This window comes from Chitinophaga sp. CF418, from assembly GCF_900142925.1.
Taxonomy (GTDB): domain Bacteria; phylum Bacteroidota; class Bacteroidia; order Chitinophagales; family Chitinophagaceae; genus Chitinophaga.
This window is the reverse complement of the sequence record NZ_FRCN01000007.1, coordinates 225,094-249,770: the sequence shown is the minus strand read 5'-3', so window position 1 is coordinate 249,770 and position 24,677 is coordinate 225,094. Positions and strand designations below refer to the sequence as shown.

The window sequence follows — 24,677 nt, the reverse complement described above, 5'->3', positions numbered from 1 at the left end:
AATCTCTTTGACTTCTGCGCACATCACACTGCCGGACATCATTTCCTGTTCATCATCAATGCAATCATCCAGGCCACAGCTGCTACAACATTTAACATACCAAACCAGTCTCCCAACACACTATAAACAGTTTTATAATGCTGAGGGGCAACAGTAGCTAATAGCCTCACGGGCGCTCCTTCATCACTATTAGCTTCAAATAATACTTTTCCCCGGTAATCATTAATCGTCAGTCTTCCCTGACGGGCATTCCTGGCCATACTGTAACCACCTTCCACGCTACGGATAATAGCCATGCGGGAATGCAACCATCCGTCGCGGACAAAATCCCAGGCGGGAACATATAAAATACGCCTCTCCGACTTTCCGTAGCCCAGGATGTACTGCTGAAAATCCATGTCTTTGCAAATAGCTACACCCTCTTCAGAGCCGCCCCGGTTAAACAGACCCATTTGCTTTCCAGGCCTGACAGAATCCAGGACTTCTCCTTCGAACAGATGCACTTTCTGATAGTCAGCGACTAACCGTCCCTCATCTGAAATCACCCACGCCCGGTTTTCATAATAATCGTTTTTCTTTTGGTCAACACAGGCAATGATATATACGTGGTACGCCAGGGCAGTGTCTTTAAACCTTTGCAGGAAACCGGAACGCTCAGCTTCATTGCATCTGAATATTTTTTCAGGCATTAAGATAACCTGCGCACCTTGTCTTGCCAATACCGATACTTCATGCAGATAAAGATCTGCCAGGTGCAGTTGTTTTTCGGTGTTTGTCGTATAGGTACTATGATGCGCTTTTTCGTCGATAGTCGCCATTCCTATGCGTACAGCCGATTCTTTTCCCGTCACATGATCCCTGAGCCTCCATGCGCCAAATACCATTGTTATACATACAATACCAATCGTGATAAATAACAACGGCTTTACAGAGCGCTGCCTTATATAATTGAAGTAGATTAAAACGATTGCTGAAGGAACGAATGTCACCAGGAAGGTAATTGCTTCTATGCCGGCTATTGAAGCAATCTGTATAACAGGCAGATAATTGCACTGAGTGTAGGCAATACTGCCGGCAGTACCATCTTTTGAGAAAAGGAACGATATATATTCAAACGAGGTGAATAACACAGGGAAAGCAAATACAACAGACCAATGTGAAAAGCGAAGGATAATCTTCCTGGCAGCTATCACAATCAATGCAAATATCAGTGGCAATAAAACAGTAAACAGGATAGCCAGTGGTACAGGCAGCACGCTTAGTAAGTAAGGCAGCCAGCTCAAACGTCCCAATAGATAGCTGGCAAAGGCTATAAGAAAAGCCCATTTCTTTTTTAAAAATAACGAACAATATAACACAGGGATAGGCGCTACCCATAAAAGATATCCAAAATTTCCAGAAAGACTAAAGGCGAAATACCAGCAAATGGCAGAAAAAAGGACACTGATACCAATGAAGGGTTTGGATACTGGCTGTAATACAGACATGTTGCAATGTTTAAATAAACATGAAGGTATGAAGCGCTGTCCAACCGGAATTGTATATTTTAGACAGATTGGTGTTTTATCAGAATGGAAGCAATTTTGTTATCTCCCCTTTTGAACTGACCAGGGGTGGTACCGGTGAACTGCCGGAAATCCCTGATAAAATGGGCCTGATCAAAGTAGTTACATGTATAAGAAATGCTGGTCAGTGCATCTGTTGTATATATCAGTCTCATGGCCTTATTGAAGCGTAAGATCTTATGATAGTATTTAGGCGTATAACCGGTATTCCTGATAAAAACCCGTTCCAGTTTCTTGTAGCTATAGCCGGTCTGATGACAGATAGCCGCAATAGAAGTATCTTCATTGCCGTTACGGAGCGCGGCTATCGCAGTGTTTATTAACAGATTGTCCCGGGGCACAACTTTTAGTGCCTTTATCATCAATGCATCCAGCATACGCAACATGGCATTGGTATCCTGCTGCTCATACAAAAGCGCTTCCCAGTTGTTGATCTGTGCTCCTAAGATAAGCGCTGCAGGAATAACAGCATTTAACAGCCCGGATACCGGCATATTGGTAAAAGCCGCAAGTCCTCCCGGCTTAAACCGTAATCCCAACATATTGGCTTTGCCTGTCCCTGTAGCATAAAAGACCTTGTTACGTTGTCCCATGAAAATTGGTCCGGCGAAACTGATTCCTCCGGGATTATTTTCAGTAATCAACCAGTTTACAGGATTGGCAAAATTGAAGATCATTTCAATCCGGCCGCCGGGAACCAGGGCATCTGGCGAATTAAGAAACCCTGCTTCCGCACGTAATATCCAGTAGCATTCTATGTAGTCTGCTAACTGTTCTGACGGCTGGTATTGTTGGTACTCAAACATGATTTTCTGGCGTAGGTGTTGGCCTCCTTAAATATAACGCTTTATCATGTACAATTCAAGCAGGGTACATAGAGACTTTATTACCACAGTCGCCTTACAAATTTATTCACTATAAATAAAACGGATTGTCAGCATTGGCGGCTAATACGATGTTTTTCAGTCCGGTAGTTGGCAGACTTTATAATTTGCTTAAAGGCTATTTAAGAAAAGTTTCTCCTGGTTTTACCATTGTCTTTTAAACCAATTTCGTTTGGGTGATTCAAAGGGCACTGTGCATGCTTTTGCAATTGGCGATTTCAATGAAGACGGAACGCCCGATATCGCCGTTGCACGTTCGGATGCACCAAATGTTTTATACTTTGGCAATATCAAACCAAAGAATCGGAAATGAAATGATAGGTGGGTTTTAACACTTATCTTTAAACCCCAAATCCGCGGTTATGACCTTTGCTGAATTTTTTCACATCCTCATCCTGTTGGGCTTTCTACAAGGCGCTATTATGAGCATGCTTCTCTTCTTCTCAAAGAAGCGGTCACGCCCCAACCGCCTACTGGGTACGCTCATACTATTCATCGCGCTGGCTTGCCTTAACCTATACCTCTTTGAATCACCCTGGTTCACCAACAATCCCATCCTGAACCTGTTGGGCAATCTCATTCCGCTGGTTATTATTATGCCCGTTGGCCCACTGTTGTATTTCTATGTTAAAAGCACCATAGATCCCTCCTTCAGGATCACCCGGAAGCAGGGGATACATTTTTTACCGGCGATAATTGATTGCGGTCCCCAGCTCAGCATTGTAATATATTTTACAGGTGCCTTGTTAGACTTCTCAGTACCGGCACCCACTTCCTGGGGGCGTTTTATTGACGACTATAATGTTTATGCCGACATTCCCCGCTGGGGCTCTATTACAGTATATCTTTGGCTATCGGCCAGGTACCTCGCTGAGGTAAGCACGGAGAAGAATCCCCACTACCAATGGATGCGTCAGTTTATCCGTCTTTTCCTCGTTTTCCAGATTATATGGTTTATCTACCTGGTGCCCTATGTAATACCCTCACTAACTGATAAGGTGCTGAATACGGTGGACTGGTACCCGGTATATATTCCCCTGGTAGTCCTGATCTACTGTCTGGGAATAAAAGGTTATCTGATGGCTCCGGAGGAAGCTCCGGCTACACGGAAAGTGGTGACGCCTCCATCTGTCAGGTTAGTAGAGGAAGCTGAGCCATTACTGAAGAAAGCAATGGAACAGGACCATCTGTACCTGGATCCTGAGCTTAACCTCGCCATGTTATCCAAACATACCGGCTTGCCCCAGAAAACCATTTCATTGGTACTGAACCAACACCTGCAAAAAAGTTTCAATGAATTTGTGAACGGATACCGGGTGGAGGCATTTAAGCAAAATATCCGGCAGCTCCAGCAGGATAATATGACTATTCTGGCCATGGCTTTCGACGCCGGCTTTAACTCGCAGGCAACTTTCCAACGTGCCTTCCGGAACCATACCGGTATGTCGCCAAGAGAATATATGAACCGGTACCTGGAAAAGCAGCCAAAACCGGAAAATGAATAGGGAAATGTTATTCAATTCCGGATTTGAGTAGATATAACAGCCTGAAATGGCTTGCTTTACCAGAAAAAAGTAGATGAAACATTACTTGCGCCTTTGTGTACTATTGTTGGTGCTGGCCGGCAACCAGGCTGTTGCCCAGGAAAAATTCATAACACTCTCCGGCAGGATAACCGATGCCGGTAGTCATCAACCAGTTATTTATGCCAATATCCAGTTGGAAAATGGCAGCATTGGTACCGTCGCCAATACAGCGGGGGAGTTCATTTTTAAAATAGCGGAAAAATTCTGGCAGGACACGCTCCTGATTTCCTGCATCGGTTATAAGACTATTACCATGCCCCTGCCTCAAGCCAACTTACAGGATATGGACCTCCGTATGGAGCCTTCTGTTTACCTGCTCCCGGCAGTATCGGTAAATGTCCGCGACGGCTTCGGTATCCTGAGGAAGATGATCAGCAGTATACCGGATAACTATGATACAGCCGATGTGAGACTGACGGCCTTTTACAGGGAAAATATCCGTCTGGCGGCAGATACGGTCAATTTCAATGAATCAGTGCTGGATATCTACAAAACATATCAGACCGGTCGGGATCGCAAAGACCAGATCCGCATTATCAAAGGCCGTAAAAAGAAGGTGGATTGGAGTAAAGACCCGCAGTTGTATAACTGGATCGGTAATGTTATGAATACGGCTTACTCCTCCCTGAACGAAGACTTACTGAAATACCTTGACGCAAAGAATAATATACTGAATGAACGCAATTTCCACAATTACACCTGTGACTATAAGGAAACTATCCGCGAAGGCGACCGCAATCTGCTGGTGCTAAGCCTGCAACCCAAAGAAGATAGCCGCAAAGCACTGGTACAGGCAAAGCTATATATTGACGAAGCTGCCATGGCATTGGTAAGATGTGAGCTGGCGACAATCCCATCCGGAATTGACTATCTGAACCGCCATCAGAAAGGTGGTATCAGCTATACGCTCATGTCTAAGATCGTAAAGGCTTCCTTCGATTTTACAAAGATCTCCATGGTAATCACCTACAAGAAATACGGTAATAAAACCTACCTGAATACCGTACAGCGTCACTGGGATTTGGTGTTGAACAGCAGCAAACGGGGAATGAAGGATATTCCATTCACCGGTGATTTTTATCTGCTGGTCACCGATGTGAACAAGGATAGTTTACAGCGCTTTGCTACGGGTGTTAGTAACAACAAATCATCCATGAACAATGAGATAGGGAATGACTATGATCCCGCTTTCTGGGGAAATTATAACATCCTGCTGCCTGTACTGCAGGATACAGTAAAACCTAAGAAGGAAGCCGTCCACCCCTCAGGTAAAGTGACACATGTGTCTAATCGTCAGAACGGTTTTACCCGGGCAGATACGCTACGCGGCATGTTATCGCCGCTTCGTACGTGTTATGATGTCAGTTTTTATCATCTGGATGTGGACATCAACCTGGAGGCCCGTTCCATAGCCGGCAGTAACAAGATCCGTTTTAAAGTAGTGACCCCGTTCAACCTGATGCAGATAGACCTGTACGCCAATATGCGCCTCGAAAAGATCCTGTATGGAGACCAGCCACTATCGTTTATCCGGGAGGATGATGCCGTATTTGTCCGGTTCCCGGTCACATTGGCTGCCGGCAGTGAAGAAACGATAACTGTGTATTACGATGGCGTACCGCAGGTGCCTGACCTTAAGATCCCTATGCACGGGGGTGTACTATGGGACAAGGACGAGGAAGGCAACCCCTGGGTACAGGTAGTATGTCAGGGCTCCGGGGCCAGCCTATGGTGGCCCAACAAAGATCACTTGTCTGATGAACCCGACAGCATGCGTATCTGGATCACCATACCAAACGGCTTCACCGAGATATCCAATGGTCGTTTGCAACGAAAAATGCCGGCAGGTGCCAACAAAACCCGGTATGAATGGCTGGTAACTTACCCAATCAATAACTATAACGCTACCTTTTGTATAGGTAAATACGCTCATTTCAAAGACGACTATATCAGCGGCCATGATACATTGACACTGGACTATTATGTGATGCCCTATAATTTGGAACGCGCCAGGATTATGTTTGCGCAGGTAAAGCCAATGTTGACTTGTTTTGAACAACATTTCGGGAAATATCCCTTCCCACGTGATGGTTTCACACTGCTGGAAAGCCCCTACCCTATGGAGCATCAGAGCGGTGTATGCATAGGAAAGATCAAAGAGGGCATGCGCCTGGACTATACTCCATTGCTCTGGCATGAATCTGCGCACGAATGGTGGGGGAATGCGCTCAGCTGTAAAGATATTGCTGATATGTGGATACACGAGGCATTTGCCACCTATGCAGAAAGTCTTATGATGGAATGTCGCGACGGTAAAGTCCTGGGCGTAGCGTATCTGAATGAGCAGAAAGATGGGGTAAATAACCGGGAGCCTATAGTGGGCGTGTACAATGTAAATCACATCCACTATGAGATTGGCGATATGTATACCAAAGGAAGCCTGATGTTAAATACGTTCCGCTCTATGCTGGATAACGATACCCTGTGGTTTACGCTCTTAAAGGATATACAGCAGCATTTCCGTTATCAGACACTATCCTCCGATGAATTGGTAAACTATATCTCTCTACGCACGGGAAGGGATTACACGTGGTTCTTTGACCAGTATCTGAAATACACCAACCTGCCGAAGCTGGAAATATCCTTCAAAGAAAAAGGGAGTAATCTACAACTGACATACCGCTGGCAGGCAGGCGTGTCCGGGTTTAAGATGCCTGTAAAAGTAACACTTGCCCCCGGCCGGTTTGGCTTCCTTTATCCAACAACCGACTGGCAGGTAATCACCTTAAAGCAAATGAGAGAAGATGATTTTGAGGTAGATGAAGATCATTTCTACATACAGGTAGGCTAAAGCCAACGCTTATCCCGGCACACGTAACATGGTCGGATAGTAGTGTTTAAAAAGATAATGTATTTTTCGGCCAAAAATACGTATCTTCCTTATGAGAAGACTTAACCTTCCTGTTGTCTGTCCCACCCCAGATACGGGAGCTCTTTTCGTTCAGCCATTATCTTGAATTATCCGATATTAATAATGGGAATTCCCATTTTTAATGCTTTTTCATACAGACTGACATCAATAACCGCTAGCCCATATAAGAAATCTCTATTTATGCGTACTTATTCATCCGTATAGCTGTATTAGTTAAATATTTATAGCCCATAGTGTTTTGATATTGTCTACCAATATAATTACGACCGCAGTGACTTAAACTACATTTATAAAGACAACATATCTCACCTTTAAACCCTAATTAAACATGAGCAAAGTTTTACTTCTTGCAACAGCATTGTTGTTTAGTACAATGTCGTTTGCACAGGATTACTGGAGACCACATGCAGATGGCGCCAGGATCACTACCGACAAAGCCGTGTCCAGGCTTGCATTTCCCGCTAACTTCAAATTGTTTGACCTGAATTTCGCCCCCTTGCGGAGTGAAGTATTCAAAACCGTAGGCAATGCGTCAGGACATTCAACCATTATCTCCCTGCCTAACGCAGACGGACAAATCGAACAGTTCGAAATTATAGAAGCTTCGAATTTCGAACCTGCATTGCAGGCCAAATTTCCGGAAATAAGGGCATTTTCCGGGAAAGGCATTACCGACAAATCTGCCACATTAAAGTTGAGTATTTCTCCGCAAGGAATACAAACAATGGTCTTCCGTACTGGAAAGGAAAATGAATTTATTGAGCCTTATTCCGCTGACCACACAGTTTATTCGGTATTTAAAAAACAGCCGAAGACTTTACCATGGAAGTGTTCTACACCAGAACAAAAATTGGCAAATAGTATAGGCAACCAGTTACCTAATGCCAGATCAACCGGCGATGCAAAAACAATGCGTCTGGCGCAATCAGTTACTGCTGAATACTCCAATTATTTTGGAGCTACAAGCGCTTCACAGGTTTCATTGGTGCTGGCGGCTGTCAATGCCACGCTCACACGTTGTAACGGTGTTTATGAAAAGGACCTCGCCCTCCATCTTAACCTGATCGCGGCAACTACCAATGTATTCTATTATAATGCTTCAACAGATCCATACTCCGCAGCTAGCACAGGCGCTGGCGGAGCGTGGAACAGCGAGTTACAAAACACATTGACCTCCGTGATCGGTGCAGCGAACTATGACATCGGCCACCTGTTCGGTGCATCCGGCGGTGGTGGTAACGCAGGTTGTATAGGTTGTATTTGTACCGATAATTCAAAAGGAAGTGGCTTTACCTCTCCTGCAGATAATATTCCGCAAGGAGACAATTTCGACATCGATTATGTAGTGCATGAAGTAGGTCACCAGTTGGGCGCCAACCATACTTTCTCTATGAGCAATGAAGGTACAGGCGTTAATGTGGAACCTGGTTCAGGTATTACTATTATGGGTTATGCTGGTATTACAAGCCAGGACCTTGCACCACATTCTATCGATATTTATCATGCTGCTTCCATTGGACAAATCCAGACTAATCTTTCAAGCAAGACTTGTCCCGTAACGACCAGTATATCCGCCAATAACGCAACACCTGTTGTCAATGCCGGCGGTAACTTTACTATTCCTATCAGCACCCCGTTTGCACTGACTGGTTCAGCTACTGATGCCAATGCCGGCGACGTGCTGACTTATTGCTGGGAACAAAATGATAATGCATCCTCATCACAAACAGGAACCAGCAGTGTAGCTAGTGCTACCAAAGCATCTGGCCCCAACTGGATATCATTTGCCCCTAGCACATCACCAACGAGATATTTTCCCAAACTGGCGACCATTCTTGCAGGCGCTTTAGTATCCGGCCCATTGTCAGGTGGCGATGCAGGAGCTAATACGGAAGCATTGAGTTCCGTTTCAAGAACTTTGCACTTCCGGTTGACTGTAAGGGATAATGCTCCTTATAGCTCTACGGCGCCCGTAACTATCGGGCAGACCAATTTTGCGGATATGACAGTAACTGTCACCAACTCATCAGGTCCGTTCTCTGTGACTGCTCCGAATACGGCTGTATCATGGGCCGGCAATTCATCACAAACCATCACATGGAATGTAGCAAGTACCACAGCATCTCCTGTTAGTTGTGCTAACGTAAAAATATCCATCTCTACAGACGGAGGCACTACCTTCAGCACATTAGTGGCAAGCACTCCAAATGATGGCAGTGAGGCTGTAACCATTCCTAATACAGCAACTACTACAGCTAGAATAAAAGTAGAAGCCGTAGGAAACATCTTCTTTGATATTTCCAACACCAACTTTACTATCACATCCGGATCATCCTGTGCTTCTCCAGCAGGGTTAACTGCTTCTGCAATCACCACTACATCAGCTACAATAGGATGGACAGCAGTAAGCGGCGCTGCATCATATGATGTGGATTATAAAGCCACTTCATCTTCTACGTGGATCAACGCAGCAACAGCAACAACAGCTACTTCTCTGGGCTTAACAGGTCTTACAACGGGCACTACCTATGATTACCGTGTAAGAACTAATTGTGCCAGCGGCAGCAGTGCTTATTCAGCAGCACAATTTACTACCACAGGAGGAACTTGTAATGCGCCTGCCGGCTTAACCAGTTCAGCTGTAACAAGCACCGGCGCTACCGTTGCATGGACAAGCGTAAGCGGTGCTTCAAGTTATGATGTAGATTATAAACCTAATTCATCTTCTACCTGGACGAATGCCGCAACCGGAAGCACTTCTACCTCTGTTAATCTGAGCGGATTAACATCAGCCACATTATATGACTGGAGAGTAAGAACAAATTGCTCAGGTGGTACCAGTACATATACTACTGCACAATTCACTACCTTAACCGTTTCAGGTTGTGCAAATACATTGGATAACTCAACCAATGGAACAACTAGTGGCGCCGCAACCATACCATTTAATACCGATGTCACGGGTCTTATCAGCCCAAGTGGCGATATTGATCATTACAAGTTTGTGATCACTACCAGAGGTACTATTACTATTACATTGGGCACCCTGCCAGGCGATTACGACCTGAAACTGCTGAACAGCTCAGGTACCCAGCTCAATATTTCACAGGCAGGCGGCACCACCAGTGAAAGTATTAGCAGAACCGTTAGTGCCGGTACTTATTATGCACAGGTATATGGTTACAATGGAGCCAATAGCGCTACCTCTTGTTATACATTACGGGTACAATTAGGTACTGCCAGTCGCGAAACTGATGTTACTACCAGCGATGTACCGAAAGTGGCTGTATTCCCGAACCCTGCCAATAACGTCGTGAACATTGACCTCTCTGCTTTCAAAGGAAAATCAGAGGTGAGTATATTTGATGTGAACGGCCGCCTGGCATTGCGTCGCGAAGTGAGCACAGTTAAAACGCAACTTGATATTTCTGCATTGCCTGCAGGTGTTTATATGATAAGGATTAAGAATGGAGCAAAAGAAGTGAATATGACGAAGATCATTAAACAATAAAGACATATACAGCACCCCATACAGAAAAAGCCAGTACCACTCCAGGTACTGGCTTTTTTATTACGATTAATCATTAAGCTTTGCATCCGAACTCGTGACATAACGATCAGTAATGTTCTATACATCAACACCTTCCGGATTTGACTACAATCTGCCCGGATTTGATTACGTCCGGCTATGTTAGTGCGGATATCTTTGGAACATGAAAATAGTAGTTACAGGTTCTTTAGGGAACATCAGCAAGCCGCTTAGCATAGCGTTGATAAAGAATGGCCATTCCCTGACAGTCATTAGCAGTAATCCCGCAAAGCGGGTGGAGATTGAGCAACTAGGTGCGAAGGCCAATATCGGTTCTCTGACAGATGCGCAGTTTGTTACGGATGCTTTTAAAGGGGCAGATGCCGTCTATTGTATGGTGCCATTTGATTTTTCGGTGGCAGATCAGGATGCACATATGAGACAGATCATTGCGAATTATGTACAGGCCATTCAACATGCGGGCATCAGGAAAGTGGTGTTTCTGACCGGATGGGCAGCAGAGGTGGCCGGGCATAGTATGACGGAAGTCTATAAGCAGCTGGCAGGTGTGAATGTATCCGAATTACGTCCTGCAATTTTTTATACTAACTTCTATCAGATGATGGATATGATGCGTGGAAAGGGAATGATAGGGCTGGTGATGGGTTTCCAGGCTTATGGGATCCGGGCACTATTGGGAAGAAGAGGTTTGCTGATGGGGAATTATGGGGAAAATGACAGGATTGTACTGGTAGCGCCGGAGGATATTGCAGCAGCAGTAGTAGAAGAGCTTGAGACACCGGTTACCGGTGTGAAGATAAGATATGTGGGAAGTGATGAACTGACCTGCAATGAAGTGGCCGCTATGCTGGGAGCGGCTATTGGTAAACCCTGGATGAGATGGATCAGGATCTCAGATAAACAGATGCTACAGGGCTATAAGATGGCGGGTTTGCCGGAGGGCCTGGCAGCCAGTATGGTGAAAATGCAGGCAGCTATTCATGATGGGACTATACTGGCCCTGTACGACCGCCATAAACCAGTTTTAGGGAAAGTGAAGCTAAAGGATTTTGCGAGGGAATTTGCAAAGAAGTATATTTAAGCATGCAACCACATAGGGTAAAGACAATCACTGAGTTTCTGCTGCTGAGAGATCTGCCCGGGGCTTTACATCCTTTAATCAGCGTGATTGATATTAGCAGCCTCACGGAGATCCCCAAAGGACCTAAATTGCTGGTGCCTGATTTTTACATGATTGCATTGAAGAAGGGATTTTCCGGGCTTATAAAAGTGAAGTATGGACAGCAGGATTTTGATTTTGATGAAGGGGTGTTATCCTTTATGGCGCCCGGACAGCTGGTAGGGTTTGAACTGGACGGCCCGATAGAAGGGCAGCCTTCGGGATGGATGTTGCTGGTACATCCCGATTTCCTGTGGAACACATCGCTGGCAAAGAAAATCAGGCAGTATGAGTTTTTCGATTATGCAGTGAATGAGGCACTATTCTTGTCGGAGAAAGAAGAAGTAATGATCAATCAAATCATTGCTAATATTGAACAGGAGTATCGGGGGAATATTGACCAGTTCAGTCATAATATCATTATTGGACATCTGGAGTCATTATTCAACTATTCAGAGCGATTCTATCAGCGACAATTTTTGACGAGGCGGATGACGAATCATCAGTTGCTGGGGCAATTGGAGGATGTATTGCAAACTTATTTTGAGAAAGAAACGGGATTACCTACGGTTACCTATATTGCAGAGTCACTGCATGTTTCTCCAGATTATCTGAGCAGTATGCTGAAAACGCTGACGGGATTGAATACGCAGCAGCATATTCATCAGAAATTAATAGAGAAGGCGAAGGAGCAATTGTCGACAACTACTTTGTCTATAAGCGAAATTGCGTATCAACTCGGATTTGAGCATCCACAGTCATTTAGCAAGTTATTTAAGACAAAAACGAATCTTTCCCCCGTGGAGTTCAGAAGGTCCTTTCAGTAATATTTTGCTTCATAGGTGTTAATATGCTTCCATCTGATTTTTTTAGGTGGGTGATACTCTTTCCGGGCGCCGGTAGGTTATAAAGCTCCACGCGAAGAACAGGTATTCTGCTTTCCATAATAATAAGCTCTCAGGTCCGGGGCCTGGGAGTTCAAACATTTTTGTCCAGCTCAGGTGTGCCCAATACCACCAACACATTCATAACCAACATCTTTCATAATACCAATCCATTCATAACTTCTTCCTTCAGTTTCTCTTATTTAGTCTTCAAAACAAGCATTTTCTCTGATTAAGTCCAACTCAAGTCCTATTCATTCCCTATTAAAGTTCGATCGTATCCGGTCACTTAAGGCTCATTATAAGGGCATTACAATAGCTCTATAGAGATATATCAAGGTCGTTTTTATCCCCTTATAATGCCGGTAAAGAATAGAGATATAATCGAACAAAAAAGCTAGTTATCAGCTTGTTAATACCATTTTTTCCGTAAATTGAACAATAATCTATTGCATGTTATGGCCCAAAACTTCAACATTCTTACCCAGGGTCTTTCCGGCCATGTCGGAGACCTGATTTATTACGAGCGGAACGGCAAACAATTCTGTCGTAAAATGCCCGAGTATGGCCCGGATAGTATGTCCGCCGCCAGCAAACAAAGCAGCAGGGAGTTTGCAAAGGCAAGTAAGGCCGCAAAATCGATCCGTTCTGCCCTGAACGGCATATGGCAGCCAGCACAGGACGAAACGGCGGTATACAGGCTAAATAAGGCCGTTTATACGGCGTTGCGGGAAGATATCCTGCATCCTCGTGGCCAACGTGTATTCAGTGCCGCTGCCCTGCATCAACACCTCAAAGATTTCCGGTATAACAAAAAGGCCGTCATGACGATTGGTGGGATAGATACTATACGCCAGGAAAATGGCAGTGTGATGGTGAAATTGCCCACTAACTGGCAACACTGGCTGAAACCGCCTAAAGATACCCGTTACATACAGCTCCAGGCCGTGGCTCTGGACATGGACCTTGAGCAGCATACCTGTATAGGTACTACGACAGCAGCCAGCTGCGTTTCCTTAGGAGAAAAACAACACACCCTGATGTTGCCTGTTATGCCCGTCAGTGCGACTGCTACGATCGTTCTTTTACAACTGCGCTTTCTTCGTACCAATACCGGTATTCAGACCGCCAGCACAGTCAGCAGCGAGCAGGCATTTGTAACTGCAGTACTGGAGCCTGTATTACCATTGGAAGAAAAAATAAAAGATCCGCAGCGACCAGCCAAAACATCCAGGATTGCAAGGAAAAGCCGTTCTGCGGCGGATATGTTGCGGGCTGTAAGTCGGCAAAACGAAATAAATACAATCGCCGGCAGCAAGGAAATCGGAGAACAGGTTGTTCGAAGGAAACTGATAAATATACGGGAAGAAAGCCTTTCACTGGCAGTCTTTCATCAATACGACTATGACCAGTTCCTGGTTTGATAAGTAGTCTTTCGCAATTTGAAAACAATATCCACATCTAACGGCGGGTTTATGCATTCGCCATGCTAACCTATTGGCACTAACGCCGATAAACTTCGCTCAAAATGTGCCTTATGCATTTTGTTTGAATACGCTTAATAAAAAAAGGAATTGAGCGATGCCCAATTCCTTTTTTTTTTACTAAGTACGATAGACTATTTGCAAGTCTTGTTATAATCACCAAATATTTCAGTACCCATATTCAGCAATTTATCACCACCTCTGTCTAGTTCACCTTTGATCAATTTACCCATTGCACTTTTCTTCTTTTCTTCCTTGGCTGGATCATAAGTGCTGTAACCACCGGCTGCAAGCTTGTCTGCTACCGTTTGACAATCACTTACCAGTTTCTTGATATCCGAAGAGGCCAGTTCTTTAGGTTTGTCTGTTCCTTTCTGGAACAGTATATCCGGGTTTTCACGAAGGTTCTGCTCCGCTGCTTCCGCTTCGGCAACATCGCCGTTACCAACGGCTACCGGGGAAGGATATCCGTAAAGACGATACATTGTGATAGGACCATCCACAATTACCTCAGCCATATGCGTAGTGGAAGCCAGGTTCTTGATTGTCTTTATCTGAGCTCCAAGGCCACCACCGCTGGTCAATCCTTCTCTTTTGTTTGTAAATTTGATAAGACGAAAGTGTCTTTCTACGCTATCCTCGATAGCTACATACTCTTTCATATCATCGGCATCAAATACTTTAAATTTCTGACGCTTTTTTGATGGATCAATGGATTCCTTAGCGAGGAATTTAACTTTTTTCTGGTTCACCCAGGGATTTGATGCTTTACCATAAAGCTTCACAATTCCTTCAATTTTCTGGTCGTCTTTCGTAATAATGTACCCTTGTTGTTCATTACCTTTTAATTCGTACTCATCGTTGTCAGCGTCTTGGGCAAAGCTGGCAATGGAAAGGATTAACAGTCCCGCAGTTAAAAATGTTTGTTTCATAGATATATTGAGATTTATGCAAAAGTAGTATTCTCCGATCATTATATGAAAAAAACATATATATATTTAACATAGCGCTTTGCCGGGCAAGGCTACGTGCAGTTTGGGCTGGTCCTAAAGTTTTAAACTTTATCGAACACTATTATCTGCGAAGAAAAATAGCAACAAACCTTACCTTTGTAAAAACAACCCTAACTATGAATAATATGGAAGAAATGGCACGCTTACATTCAGCCGGCGCCACAGTTAGACATACCTCTCCCTTTACAATGTTGCCATCCCATAAAAATGAACACCAACTTTCAGCGGAATTTTATAACATATGGGTTGTTCCATATTATATGGGAATAGGTAAATATGGTGATACAACCTGGATCACTTCAATACAGGAACACAAAAACGATATCACAGAAGAAATTTGTCTGCAGCTATTGGGTGACTTTAATTGGCGGACAAGACTCGTAGGATCATATTTTGCCGCCGTCAAAGGATATAATCAACTCATTGATATTATAGGAACGCATCTTCTAAAAAGCGAAGTTTGCTACGTTGGACATATATACGCATTGACCCTTGCATTCTTTAATACAGAAAAAAGCATTCAATACCTGGATCGCTATTTAGCGTATTATCTCACAAAACCAGAACTATACTTTGATCAAAAAGATGTCATGGAAGCATTGCTTTTTTTAGACAAGCAGAACGGAACGCCAAATTCAGCAAAGCATGAAGACAGCTGGAAAAAGTTTCAGGACGGAAGAAATAAACAGGACAAAAATTATTTGGAGGGCCTTACTAACATGCTTAAAAATTTTGTCGGTGAAAAAACCATAGCTGAGCACCTAACATCCGAAGAAAAGAATAATATCCGCGAGACACTAAATACAGCTTATTATGATGACCATATAAAAATACTTCAGACTTTGTCTAATGTTGACTAACCGATCACACTAGCTCATTGGTTATTTGTGTTACCAGTTCAATTACCTTTAGCAATGAACCCAGGGACAGAAATGGGAAATAATGGGATATACTTCGCAACCGTTTAATTGTAATAGCTAATATTTCACATGAGAATTAGCTGGAGCATAAATGGGTGAATAGCCATTGTAGCTACTACTGCTTACACTAATGCTACCGGTAATAGAAAATGTTCTGTCGCTGTTAATATACATTACACCTATTCTGGCAGCAGGGTTAATACCAAAATTGTTAGCCCGCATAAAACTGTTCTTGTCATTTCCAGGTTGATAGACTGCACCGTTGTATTGTAAAAGATAAGGTGTCGCGGAAACACCTCCGAAAGCATAAATATTATTGGTAAATTGCTTGTTTACTTGCCAGGCTAAAGGAGCCGACAAGTAGTTACTACTTCCCCCCTTAAAGGCAACAAAACCAGTGGAAATACCAGCGTACCTTGTCACAAACCATTTCTTTCGAAGATAGTTGGTATCGGCCGCCTGGCCGGGATTTCCAAAGACAGGTTGCATGCTATTCTGAGCTCCTGAAAATAAAGGGAGCTGTGCCTTTGTAGCTATAGCCGACATTAAAATCGCTATAAAAATGATTGCACGTATCATTATATGAAGATAACCATCCTTTTTGTTAATATTGCTAATAAAATCATAATATTTCTTCCGTAAATATGCTAAAGGCGCCAAAGGGCCTCTAAACTCCAAAATAATCAGGATACTACTAAAATACCAGGTATGGACAATTCCAATACACACCATCAGCGTATCGCAAAAATGACCTTTGCCTCGGTCTATCCGATGTATCTCGCAAAAGTGGAGAAGAAAGGCAGAACAGAAGAAGAATTACAACAGGTTATAGAATGGCTAACCGGTTTCAATAACGAGAAGCTGCAGGAACTGATAAAAGACAAGGTAACTTTTGAAACGTTCTTCGGACAGGCATCATTAAACCCCAATGCGAATCTCATCACCGGAGTAATATGTGGGTATCGTGTAGAGGATATCGACAATCCTTTAACGCAGCGGGTTCGATATCTGGATAAGTTGGTAGATGAGTTGGCGAAGGGAAGGAAGATGGAGAAGATTTTGCGATCTGCATCATAAGCGGGGTCTCACAAATATATAAGACCCCGCTTCTTATGTTTAAAACTTACTGAAATTTCAACAAGCATTAAAAGTATATATGCGTTAAATCAGTGCCCCAGGACTGGTTCAGTTTAACCGAAAAACCGGGCTTGTCGGGTTGCGGAGCAGCATATATGCTGCCGCTTAGGACGGTTTTCTTGTTAGTATGACAGGTAACATGCTCTATAGTCTTCGTGCGCTCCTCTCCTGTAATTTTATCACGGTAGTTAATAACCACATTGAATTCATAATCGCTACCGAATACATACCCCTGGAAGACACGGTCTTCTATTCTCTCAAGATACTGGCTTGAACCGGGCGGGCCTGGCATTTCAGTACCAAGCTCATATTTAAATGCTGCGTTAACTACGCTAACCATCATATAGCCGTTCGGGTCAGAAGCGGGCAAAGCATCCTCGATGCTCACCGTTAGTTGGCCAACAATACGGTTAAGCGTTACTTCCAGCTTCACAGGATCAGGAGTCGTATCAACTGTAAGTTGCATCTTCCTGACGAAGATTTGTCCCAGCGGCCCGCCTGCCCGGGGCGTAATATAACCGAAATTGGGCGCGCCCCAGGTTAATTCATTCATCAAATTCTCCATTGCTGCAAGGATAATTGTATACTTTCCCGGTGCAAGTGAATCAGATATTGTACCCCAGTTATCATGATAGCGCATAGTGTCCCTGCTTTCGGAGCTATATAAATGCCCGCCGGTAGTGTCATAGGCGAAATATTTGAGATAGCATATCTTCGCAGAGTCGCCCCGGGCCCCTGCGCCTTTATCTATTTCCGTTTTTCTCCCTGTCCTCAGGTCTTCCTCGTGCTGCAGAAAATCAGCAATACTGATAGTAATTGGCTTCTTTGCTACAGTGGATGGTTGCTCATCGGAAGGTACAACGTCTTTTACCTCACTCTGTCTACAGGCAAATAATGTAATGACGAGTAAAGGGAGAAATAGTACTCTTTTCATAGTTTTTAAAATTATTTTTTTTGATGAATGGGTTACTGTGAAAGCTGGGTTAAACAGTATTGCAATATACAGTTTTTATAGTTATGGCAATTTAGAGCAGTTCAAAGATCATTACTGGTAAATTGAAGATATCTTTTAATCCTCTTATAACGCTTACTACTATCCTCATATCCGGCTGAGACAACAATTGGCAGCGATCAGGATGGATACCTGAGCTCGGGGAGCCCCTAACACCGGCAAAGTTGTCCAATCTGGAATTTCTTGTTCTCATAAACCATAAAATTATGCAGTAAATACCATACGTTAATTTTTATACTCTCAGAGAGGGCTATACTCTTGATAAATTGGGTATATTTAGGATAGTACCGCAAATGATTAAGTACGGAAACTACCATGAATCAGTCCTGATGCGAACCTTTTTTAACACTCAATCTTAACCCTCAAAGTATGAAAAATCTATCAAGTGTATTTCCCAGACAGCTATTGTCCATAGCCCTTATGACACTTCTAATGCCAAGCTGTAAAACAGATGAAGATAACCTTATAAAGAAGGCACCAGCCAAGGCCGTGGCTGCAGCACCTCAGATATCGCTGACCTCAGTTATCACTTCCGGTTTAAGTGCTCCTATGCAATTTGTACATGCCGGCGACGGTAGTAAACGCATTTTTATTCCGCAGAAAGCCGGCACTATAAGAGTGTATGATTCTGCATTTAATTTTATTTCTGTATTTGGCACCGTATCAAACCTGAGCACCAGTGGTGAAAGAGGTCTGCTTAGTATGGTCTTTCACCCAAACTATGCAACGAATGGGTTTGTTTATGTTTATTACACAAATACGGCAGGCAACCTTGAGCTTGCCAGGTATCATGTAAATAGCAGTAGTCCGAATACACTGGACGCTGCATCCAAAGTGATCGTGCTAACCATCCCACATCCCACCAATTCAAACCATAATGGCGGAGAACTTCACTTCGGTAGCGATGGGTACCTGTATTTATCTACCGGTGATGGTGGCGGCGCCGGCGATGTTCCCAACAATGCGCAGAATACGTCTGTGCTGCTGGGTAAGATATTACGCCTGGCCGTTAATACTTCTACCACTGCCCCGTACTATACTATTCCTCCGGGCAATCCTTTTTCAAACGCAGTATATGCTTATGGTCTTCGTAACCCATACCGCTGGAGTTTCGATAAAGCCACACAGGATATGTGGATAGGTGACGTAGGACAGGATTCATGGGAGGAGATCAATTTCCGCGCTGCTTCCGCTACATCAGGAGCTAATTATGGATGGCGCTGTTATGAAGGCAACGCTGCATATAACACCTCGGGATGTACCGGAACAAATTATATCTTCCCGGTGCATGCTTATGCCACACAGAATCCTGCTGCAAGTATTACAGGAGGCGTGGTTTACAGAGGCACCGCATACCCGGCTTTGCAGGGTTGTTACCTGAGTGCTGATTTCTACTCCGGTATTTTTTACAAGATTGTTCCTAATGGCTCCGGCGGATGGACTGTTACTACTCAAACACTTTCTCCAACAGGAATTGTGGATTTCGGGGAAACTGAAAGCGGAGAAGTGTATGTGGTGTCCAATACAGGGAACAGTGTGTACCGCGTTACAGCAAACTAAATACCCTATTTAATACATCAGGACTGTATTCAAAAAAGGCTGACCTTCGGGTCGGCCTTTTTTGAAAGAAAGTGGTCATGCATCAGAGCGAATAACCAGAACATGTGCAAAGAATTCAATGAAGAGGTGATCGTTTCCGGCGATCTGGCAGCATCCCTACGATTGGCCGGCAACTTCGCTGCACAAACCTTAGGTTCGATCAAACTGAAAGGCAAGCAAAAAGAGATGCTGCTGATTGCGCTTAAATCAATAATGACAGCGTAATTTTTTATTGACTAATAGCGCGCACCGCCGGCCACTCAATGGAAACCTGAGTAATATTATGCAGATAATTTGTAATGACTTTATCGCCAATAGCAATAATTACGTCAACAAGATTAGCTTCATTATAACCCGCTTTAAAAAACGCCTCAACACTTGCTTCACGCGGCCGGCCTTTATTAAGTGTGATATCTTTAACAAAATGAGCCAGTGCATTCAGTCTATCATCAAATGGAATATCGCCTTTCCTGATCTGGATGATTTGCTCTTCTGAAAATCCCAGGTTCTTTGCATACAAAGCGTGACCCGGTACACAATATTTGCAATCATTAATTTCGCTTACTACCAGATAGACTACTTCCTTTTCTTTGATAGTGAGTGTGCCTTTGCGGCTTTGTATCGCCAGGTAATCTGCCAGGGCCGTTTCGCTATAAGCGAACATCGCAATCAAATTGGGCATGAAGCCGAACTGGTTTATGAACTTATCGAAAATAACCTTGTTGTTGTCAGAAACCGTTTCGCGGGTCGGTACCTCAAAAGATAACATAGTATGGTAATTTGAAGTGATTAAGAAATTGTTTGGATGATCAGTTGATGGGATGATGGCTGATCACTATTTTACCGAAATACTTCCCCTCCTGCAGATATTTAAAAGCGGCAGGTGCATCTTCAAAGGAAAATACTTTGTCAATAACCGGGCGCAAGTGATTGGCGTCAATGGCCTTGTTCATGGTTATGAACTGCGCGCGACTACCAACAGCCACTACACGGATAGAGGCGCAGCTCTGGAAGAGCCTGTTGATATTGATGGTTTGCGCACCAGCCTCCAGGCGGCCAACAAAATTGATCTGTCCTTCGATGGCGATAGATTGGATGGATTGCTCCAGTGTGCCACCGGTAACTTCAACTATCTGATCCACTCCACGGCCATTTGTTAATTCCCGAATAGTATTATGCCAATCAGGCGTTGTACAATAGTTGATCACCTCATTTGCACCCAATGTTTTTAACCGCTGTGCTTTTTCTTCCGAGGAAGTGGTGGCTATAACATGTGCGCCCATCATTTTCGCAAACTGGATGGCAAAAAGCGATACTCCGCCCGAACCTAATGTTAATACAGTTTGACCTGCCTCCAGGGCCTTACCAGCTGTTAATGCATTCCAGGCAGTAAGTGCTGCACAGGGCAAGGTGGCCGCTTCTTCGTATGAAAGATGCGCTGGAATGTGCACGATTGCATCTTCACTTACAACTGCATATTCCGTTAATAGTCCGTCCAGTGAACCGCCGATCTGCGCAGCATACTCCATGGCAAAAGGACCGTCGATCCATTGAGGGAACATTTGCACCGCTACCCGGTCCCCTGGCTTTGTGCGCATAACGTCGGCACCAATGGCGACCACCTCGCCCGCACCATCAGATACCGCCACCACATCCGGCTTCACAGGTAAGGGATAATTGCCTTTAAAGATCATGAGGTCGCGGTAACTAAGCGAGTTGGCATGTATACGTACCAACACCTGTTGCCGTCCCGGTTGCGGTATTGAATGTTCTTTTACAGTGAGCGATTCAACTCCACCGCCATACTGCACATGATAACTTTTCATACGGACTGATTGCTTCCCCGTAGCTGATGAAATGGATTGTTGCTGTAATGTTTCCATGAAAAATATTTAGGCGGCAAATCTAGGGCAGTCAGTATATTTGAGTCAAGTATGCACCTTTTAGTAGCCTGGTCACCAATTGTATACTATTGTTGATAATCATCACCAAAATATTTTGTAAAATGACGAAAATAAAAGTGGAACCTCCGCCAAAATGCCCGGTCGACTATGCTTTTCAACGTATCGGTGGCAAGTACAAGGGCCGCATCTTATGGAATCTGAAAGATGGCGTGCGGCGTTATGGGCAGCTGCGTCGTTTCATTTCCGGTATCACCCCCAAGATGCTCACCCAGGTATTGCGGGAACTGGAAGAGGATGAGCTGATCACACGAAAAGTATACCTGGAGGTACCGCCACGTGTTGAATATACCCTCACTGAAAATGGCCGCAGGCTTATTCCTTCCATCGAGATGATCAGCCTCTGGGGCCAGGCTCAGATGCAGCAGCATGGAATACCGGGCATGGAGCTGGCAGAAGAAGAACAAGGTGTTGTAAACGACATAGATGAATGAAAGCAGGAACCCAGGAGTTATTATTTCAGGATAGCCCGGCAATAGGGATGGTGCTTCTACAAACTATAAAATGAATTTTCATGTAACTTTACACCTATGCTTACAATTAGCAACTTATATATCTATCCTGTTAAGTCATTAGGAGGATTTTCCCTCCCGGCAGCAACACTTACTGATCGTGGTTTTAAATACGATAGAAGATGGATGCTCATAGATGAAAATAACCGTTTTCTCTCCCAACGGGAAGTACCCGCCATGGCACTTTTACAGGCTACTATCCTGGAAGAAAATCTGCTCATCACCAATAAAAAAACAGCTGATCTCATCATGATCCCCTATAAACCTTTGACATCAGAAACAATGCTGGTATCAGTATGGGAGGACAATTGTGTGGCACAGCGTGTAAGTGATGAAGCGGATGCCTGGTTTAGCCGGCAACTGGACATGTCCTGCAGATTGGTGTATATGCCCGATAGTACACAAAGAACCGTAGATGAGCAATATGCACACAATAAAGAAATCACCAGTTTTTCTGACGGATATCCTTTGCTGATCATCGGGCAGGCTTCTCTTGATGATCTTAATAGCAGGCTGACATCGCCGTTACCCATGAATCGTTTCAGGCCGAATATAGTATTCACGGGAGGACTGCCATTTCAGGAAGATAACATGGTACAATTCAGTATTGGAGATATACAATTTTTCGGCGTTAAACCTTGCGCACGCTGCGTAATTACTACTATTGATCAGGAAAGCGGTATAAAAGCGAAAGAACCGCTGAAAACGCTGAGCACCTACCGCGCAAAGAATCAGAAGATATACTTTGGTCAGAATCTCTTGTTTAATGGGAGTGGCACCATCCACGTTGGCGATACGATTACTTTGCCATAGCCGCACTTACGCCGAACATGCGATTATACCTGCAGAAAGCATATCAGGCGTCCGCTATCCCGAAATGTTCATGAATGCCTTAAATAGATAAAATCAAATCTAAGCATTAGCTTTGCCATATAAAGATTTTCCTTATATGGCTTTACGCATTAATCCTTTTTCCAGGATCAATAACGACACCGGTTTTGGCAGTAACTCCAACAGCTATGTCGGCCGCTTTATAAACCGGGATGGCACCTTTAATCTGCGCAAGGAAGGTATACCGGTATGGGAACGTGTGAGCATTTATCATACCTTGCTTAACCTGCCTGCCTGGAAATTCTTCTTTGCCATCATCTTCTTTTTTGTATCTATTAACCTGGTATATACACTGATCTACCTGGCGCTTGGCGCAAATGAGTTCCAGGGGATACTGGGCACATCGAAGTGGCAGGTGTTCAGGGAGATCTATTTCTTCAGTACAGAAACCTTTACCACGGTAGGTTACGGCCGCGTGAATCCTATAGGGGATGGCGCCAATCTGGTAGCTTCCATTGAAGCGCTGAACGGCTTCCTGTACCTGGCGGTTTTCACGGGTTTGATCTATGGACGTTTTTCCAAGCCCAAGGCTTTCCTGAAATTCAGTGACCATGCCGTGATAGCGCCTTACAAGGATAAAATGGGCCTCATGTTCCGCTTTGCTTCTTTTAAAGACATGCATACGCTTACTGATGTGGAAGTCAAGACTAACATCGCCCTGCTGCTGCAGGAGGACGGCAAAACAGTGTACAGGTTCTATGAGCTGCCCCTGGAGCGCAGCCGCATCCAGAACCTGCCTATGAACTGGACGGTAGTGCACCCCATTGATGCAGACAGTCCCTTGCTGGACCTGAATGAAGAGGATATAAAAGCAGCAGATGTAGAGATCTACGTGACGGTGCGGGGATTTGATGATGTGTTTTCCAACTTTGTGCTGAAGCGTACCTCTTATACCTGGAAGGAAATACAGTTCAACCGACGCTTTGTACCGATGTACCGGGAAACAGGCAATACGACGGTATTGGAACTGCAGAAGCTGAATACTACGGTACCAGCAGAGGCGAAGAAAGAAGCGGAGCGATTGGGATGACCGAAAGGGTACTTTGCCCAACTACCAGTATGTGCTCATACACTGAGGGGAAATTAATACTGTATGTTTCTGTTGTGGCTGACTTCATAGTTTCAGTGACTAGTAAATACAGGCGTCAAGTATACTATTTTTTACACGGATATTCAACAAAAAGTACAGCTTTAACGGTTCTGCATTAGCTGCAAAATCTGGTATATTGTTTTAATTTTGCCGGAAATAAACGAAATGGAAGATTTTGTAATTGTAGTGAATCGTATCGAAGAATTACAGTTAATCCAGGACCGCCAGGAACTGGAACTGATATTTGAAAAAGCGAAAAGAAGCATAGTTGGCGGCCAGAACCTGATACTGATGAGAGAATATAGTAAGGGTAAGCAGGAGAAATTTCAGACCATTTCCAATGAACATGATTTTGAGGAATACAGGAAACAGGTTTTCCGGTTTCTCTGAAATCCCTCCCAAACACAGTATCCCGCTTTAAAATAGCCTGTGCCCTATATATGCTGGAGCAGGGACCACTTCTCAGATTTTCAGCTGGAATTTTCTCTTTATCCATAT

At 44.1% G+C, this 24,677-nt stretch carries 22 protein-coding genes; 15 read left to right on the top strand and 7 right to left on the bottom strand.

What is annotated here, in order from left to right; genetic code table 11:
- Nucleotides 1-38: 38 nt before the first annotated feature.
- A complete protein-coding gene (locus tag F3I09_RS17135; protein WP_149696256.1) occupies nucleotides 39-1,487 on the bottom strand; it encodes a nitrilase-related carbon-nitrogen hydrolase in 1,449 nt (482 codons plus the stop codon).
- A gap of 59 nt (nucleotides 1,488-1,546) precedes the next feature.
- Nucleotides 1,547-2,371 (bottom strand): AraC family transcriptional regulator, encoded by an 825-nt coding sequence (locus F3I09_RS17130; protein WP_149696255.1) that lies wholly within the window; start codon nucleotides 2,369-2,371, stop codon nucleotides 1,547-1,549.
- 271 nt (nucleotides 2,372-2,642) lie between these two features.
- Between F3I09_RS17130 and F3I09_RS34775 the strand changes: the two genes are divergently transcribed.
- The 7 genes from F3I09_RS34775 (at nucleotide 2,643) to F3I09_RS17100 (ending at nucleotide 13,984) form a co-directional block, all read left to right on the top strand.
- Nucleotides 2,643-2,762 carry a hypothetical protein gene (locus tag F3I09_RS34775; protein WP_370512662.1) on the top strand — a complete coding sequence of 40 codons (120 nt, stop codon included), beginning with the start codon at nucleotides 2,643-2,645 and terminating at the stop codon, nucleotides 2,760-2,762.
- Between the two features lie 49 nt (nucleotides 2,763-2,811).
- On the top strand, nucleotides 2,812-3,954 hold the full coding sequence (locus tag F3I09_RS17125) for an AraC family transcriptional regulator (RefSeq protein ID WP_149696254.1): 1,143 nt from the start codon (nucleotides 2,812-2,814) through the stop codon (nucleotides 3,952-3,954).
- Between the two features lie 73 nt (nucleotides 3,955-4,027).
- On the top strand, nucleotides 4,028-6,886 hold the full coding sequence (locus tag F3I09_RS17120) for a M1 family aminopeptidase (RefSeq protein WP_149696253.1): 2,859 nt from the start codon (nucleotides 4,028-4,030) through the stop codon (nucleotides 6,884-6,886).
- A 409-nt stretch (nucleotides 6,887-7,295) separates the two neighbouring features.
- Complete coding sequence (locus tag F3I09_RS17115) at nucleotides 7,296-10,478, top strand: reprolysin-like metallopeptidase (protein ID WP_149696252.1); 3,183 nt, start codon at nucleotides 7,296-7,298, stop codon at nucleotides 10,476-10,478.
- A gap of 202 nt (nucleotides 10,479-10,680) precedes the next feature.
- On the top strand, nucleotides 10,681-11,598 hold the full coding sequence (locus tag F3I09_RS17110; protein WP_149696251.1) for an SDR family oxidoreductase: 918 nt from the start codon (nucleotides 10,681-10,683) through the stop codon (nucleotides 11,596-11,598).
- Between the two features lie 2 nt (nucleotides 11,599-11,600).
- Nucleotides 11,601-12,503 carry an AraC family transcriptional regulator gene (locus F3I09_RS17105; protein ID WP_149696250.1) on the top strand — a complete coding sequence of 301 codons (903 nt, stop codon included), beginning with the start codon at nucleotides 11,601-11,603 and terminating at the stop codon, nucleotides 12,501-12,503.
- A 515-nt stretch (nucleotides 12,504-13,018) separates the two neighbouring features.
- The gene (locus F3I09_RS17100) at nucleotides 13,019-13,984 is read left to right on the top strand and encodes a hypothetical protein (protein WP_149696249.1); all 966 of its coding nucleotides are present in this window, start codon (nucleotides 13,019-13,021) and stop codon (nucleotides 13,982-13,984) included.
- Between the two features lie 194 nt (nucleotides 13,985-14,178).
- Here F3I09_RS17100 and F3I09_RS17095 read toward each other — a convergent pair whose 3' ends face one another.
- A complete protein-coding gene (locus F3I09_RS17095; RefSeq protein WP_149696248.1) occupies nucleotides 14,179-14,976 on the bottom strand; it encodes a hypothetical protein in 798 nt (265 codons plus the stop codon).
- Nucleotides 14,977-15,173: 197 nt separating this feature from the next.
- On the opposite strand from F3I09_RS17095, the gene F3I09_RS17090 reads away from it, so the two are divergent.
- Nucleotides 15,174-15,917, top strand: coding sequence for a DUF6000 family protein (locus F3I09_RS17090; RefSeq protein ID WP_149696247.1), 744 nt, complete (start codon nucleotides 15,174-15,176; stop codon nucleotides 15,915-15,917).
- 117 nt (nucleotides 15,918-16,034) lie between these two features.
- On the opposite strand, the gene F3I09_RS17085 is transcribed toward F3I09_RS17090, so the two are convergent.
- Nucleotides 16,035-16,655 carry a hypothetical protein gene (locus F3I09_RS17085; RefSeq protein ID WP_149696246.1) on the bottom strand — a complete coding sequence of 207 codons (621 nt, stop codon included), beginning with the start codon at nucleotides 16,653-16,655 and terminating at the stop codon, nucleotides 16,035-16,037.
- Nucleotides 16,656-16,685: 30 nt separating this feature from the next.
- On the opposite strand from F3I09_RS17085, the gene F3I09_RS17080 reads away from it, so the two are divergent.
- Nucleotides 16,686-17,054: a DUF2200 domain-containing protein gene (locus tag F3I09_RS17080; protein ID WP_149696245.1), complete on the top strand. Its 369-nt coding sequence runs from the start codon at nucleotides 16,686-16,688 to the stop codon at nucleotides 17,052-17,054.
- 67 nt (nucleotides 17,055-17,121) lie between these two features.
- On the opposite strand, the gene F3I09_RS17075 is transcribed toward F3I09_RS17080, so the two are convergent.
- The gene (locus F3I09_RS17075) at nucleotides 17,122-18,048 is read right to left on the bottom strand and encodes a hypothetical protein (protein WP_149696244.1); all 927 of its coding nucleotides are present in this window, start codon (nucleotides 18,046-18,048) and stop codon (nucleotides 17,122-17,124) included.
- 447 nt (nucleotides 18,049-18,495) lie between these two features.
- Here F3I09_RS17075 and F3I09_RS17070 point away from each other — a divergent pair, with 447 nt between their 5' ends.
- Both F3I09_RS17070 and F3I09_RS34090 read left to right on the top strand, forming a co-directional pair.
- The gene (locus F3I09_RS17070; protein WP_149696243.1) at nucleotides 18,496-19,686 is read left to right on the top strand and encodes a sorbosone dehydrogenase family protein; all 1,191 of its coding nucleotides are present in this window, start codon (nucleotides 18,496-18,498) and stop codon (nucleotides 19,684-19,686) included.
- 102 nt (nucleotides 19,687-19,788) lie between these two features.
- Nucleotides 19,789-19,950 (top strand): hypothetical protein, encoded by a 162-nt coding sequence (locus tag F3I09_RS34090; protein ID WP_188133843.1) that lies wholly within the window; start codon nucleotides 19,789-19,791, stop codon nucleotides 19,948-19,950.
- Nucleotides 19,951-19,954: 4 nt separating this feature from the next.
- Here the strand turns inward: F3I09_RS34090 and F3I09_RS17065 are convergent, their stop codons facing one another.
- Nucleotides 19,955-20,494, bottom strand: coding sequence for a carboxymuconolactone decarboxylase family protein (locus F3I09_RS17065; RefSeq protein WP_149696242.1), 540 nt, complete (start codon nucleotides 20,492-20,494; stop codon nucleotides 19,955-19,957).
- Between the two features lie 40 nt (nucleotides 20,495-20,534).
- Complete coding sequence (locus F3I09_RS17060) at nucleotides 20,535-21,608, bottom strand: NAD(P)-dependent alcohol dehydrogenase (protein WP_223233270.1); 1,074 nt, start codon at nucleotides 21,606-21,608, stop codon at nucleotides 20,535-20,537.
- Nucleotides 21,609-21,730: 122 nt separating this feature from the next.
- On the opposite strand from F3I09_RS17060, the gene F3I09_RS17055 reads away from it, so the two are divergent.
- The 4 genes from F3I09_RS17055 to F3I09_RS17040 all read left to right on the top strand — a co-directional run bounded on the left by F3I09_RS17055 (nucleotide 21,731) and on the right by F3I09_RS17040 (nucleotide 24,569).
- A complete protein-coding gene (locus tag F3I09_RS17055) occupies nucleotides 21,731-22,120 on the top strand; it encodes a helix-turn-helix domain-containing protein (protein WP_149696241.1) in 390 nt (129 codons plus the stop codon).
- Between the two features lie 96 nt (nucleotides 22,121-22,216).
- A complete protein-coding gene (locus F3I09_RS17050) occupies nucleotides 22,217-23,011 on the top strand; it encodes an MOSC domain-containing protein (RefSeq protein ID WP_149696240.1) in 795 nt (264 codons plus the stop codon).
- Between the two features lie 136 nt (nucleotides 23,012-23,147).
- On the top strand, nucleotides 23,148-24,119 hold the full coding sequence (locus F3I09_RS17045; RefSeq protein ID WP_149696239.1) for an ion channel: 972 nt from the start codon (nucleotides 23,148-23,150) through the stop codon (nucleotides 24,117-24,119).
- Nucleotides 24,120-24,344: 225 nt separating this feature from the next.
- Entirely contained in the window at nucleotides 24,345-24,569 is a 225-nt protein-coding gene (locus F3I09_RS17040) for a hypothetical protein (protein WP_149696238.1), read from the top strand.
- Nucleotides 24,570-24,677 lie beyond the last annotated feature (108 nt).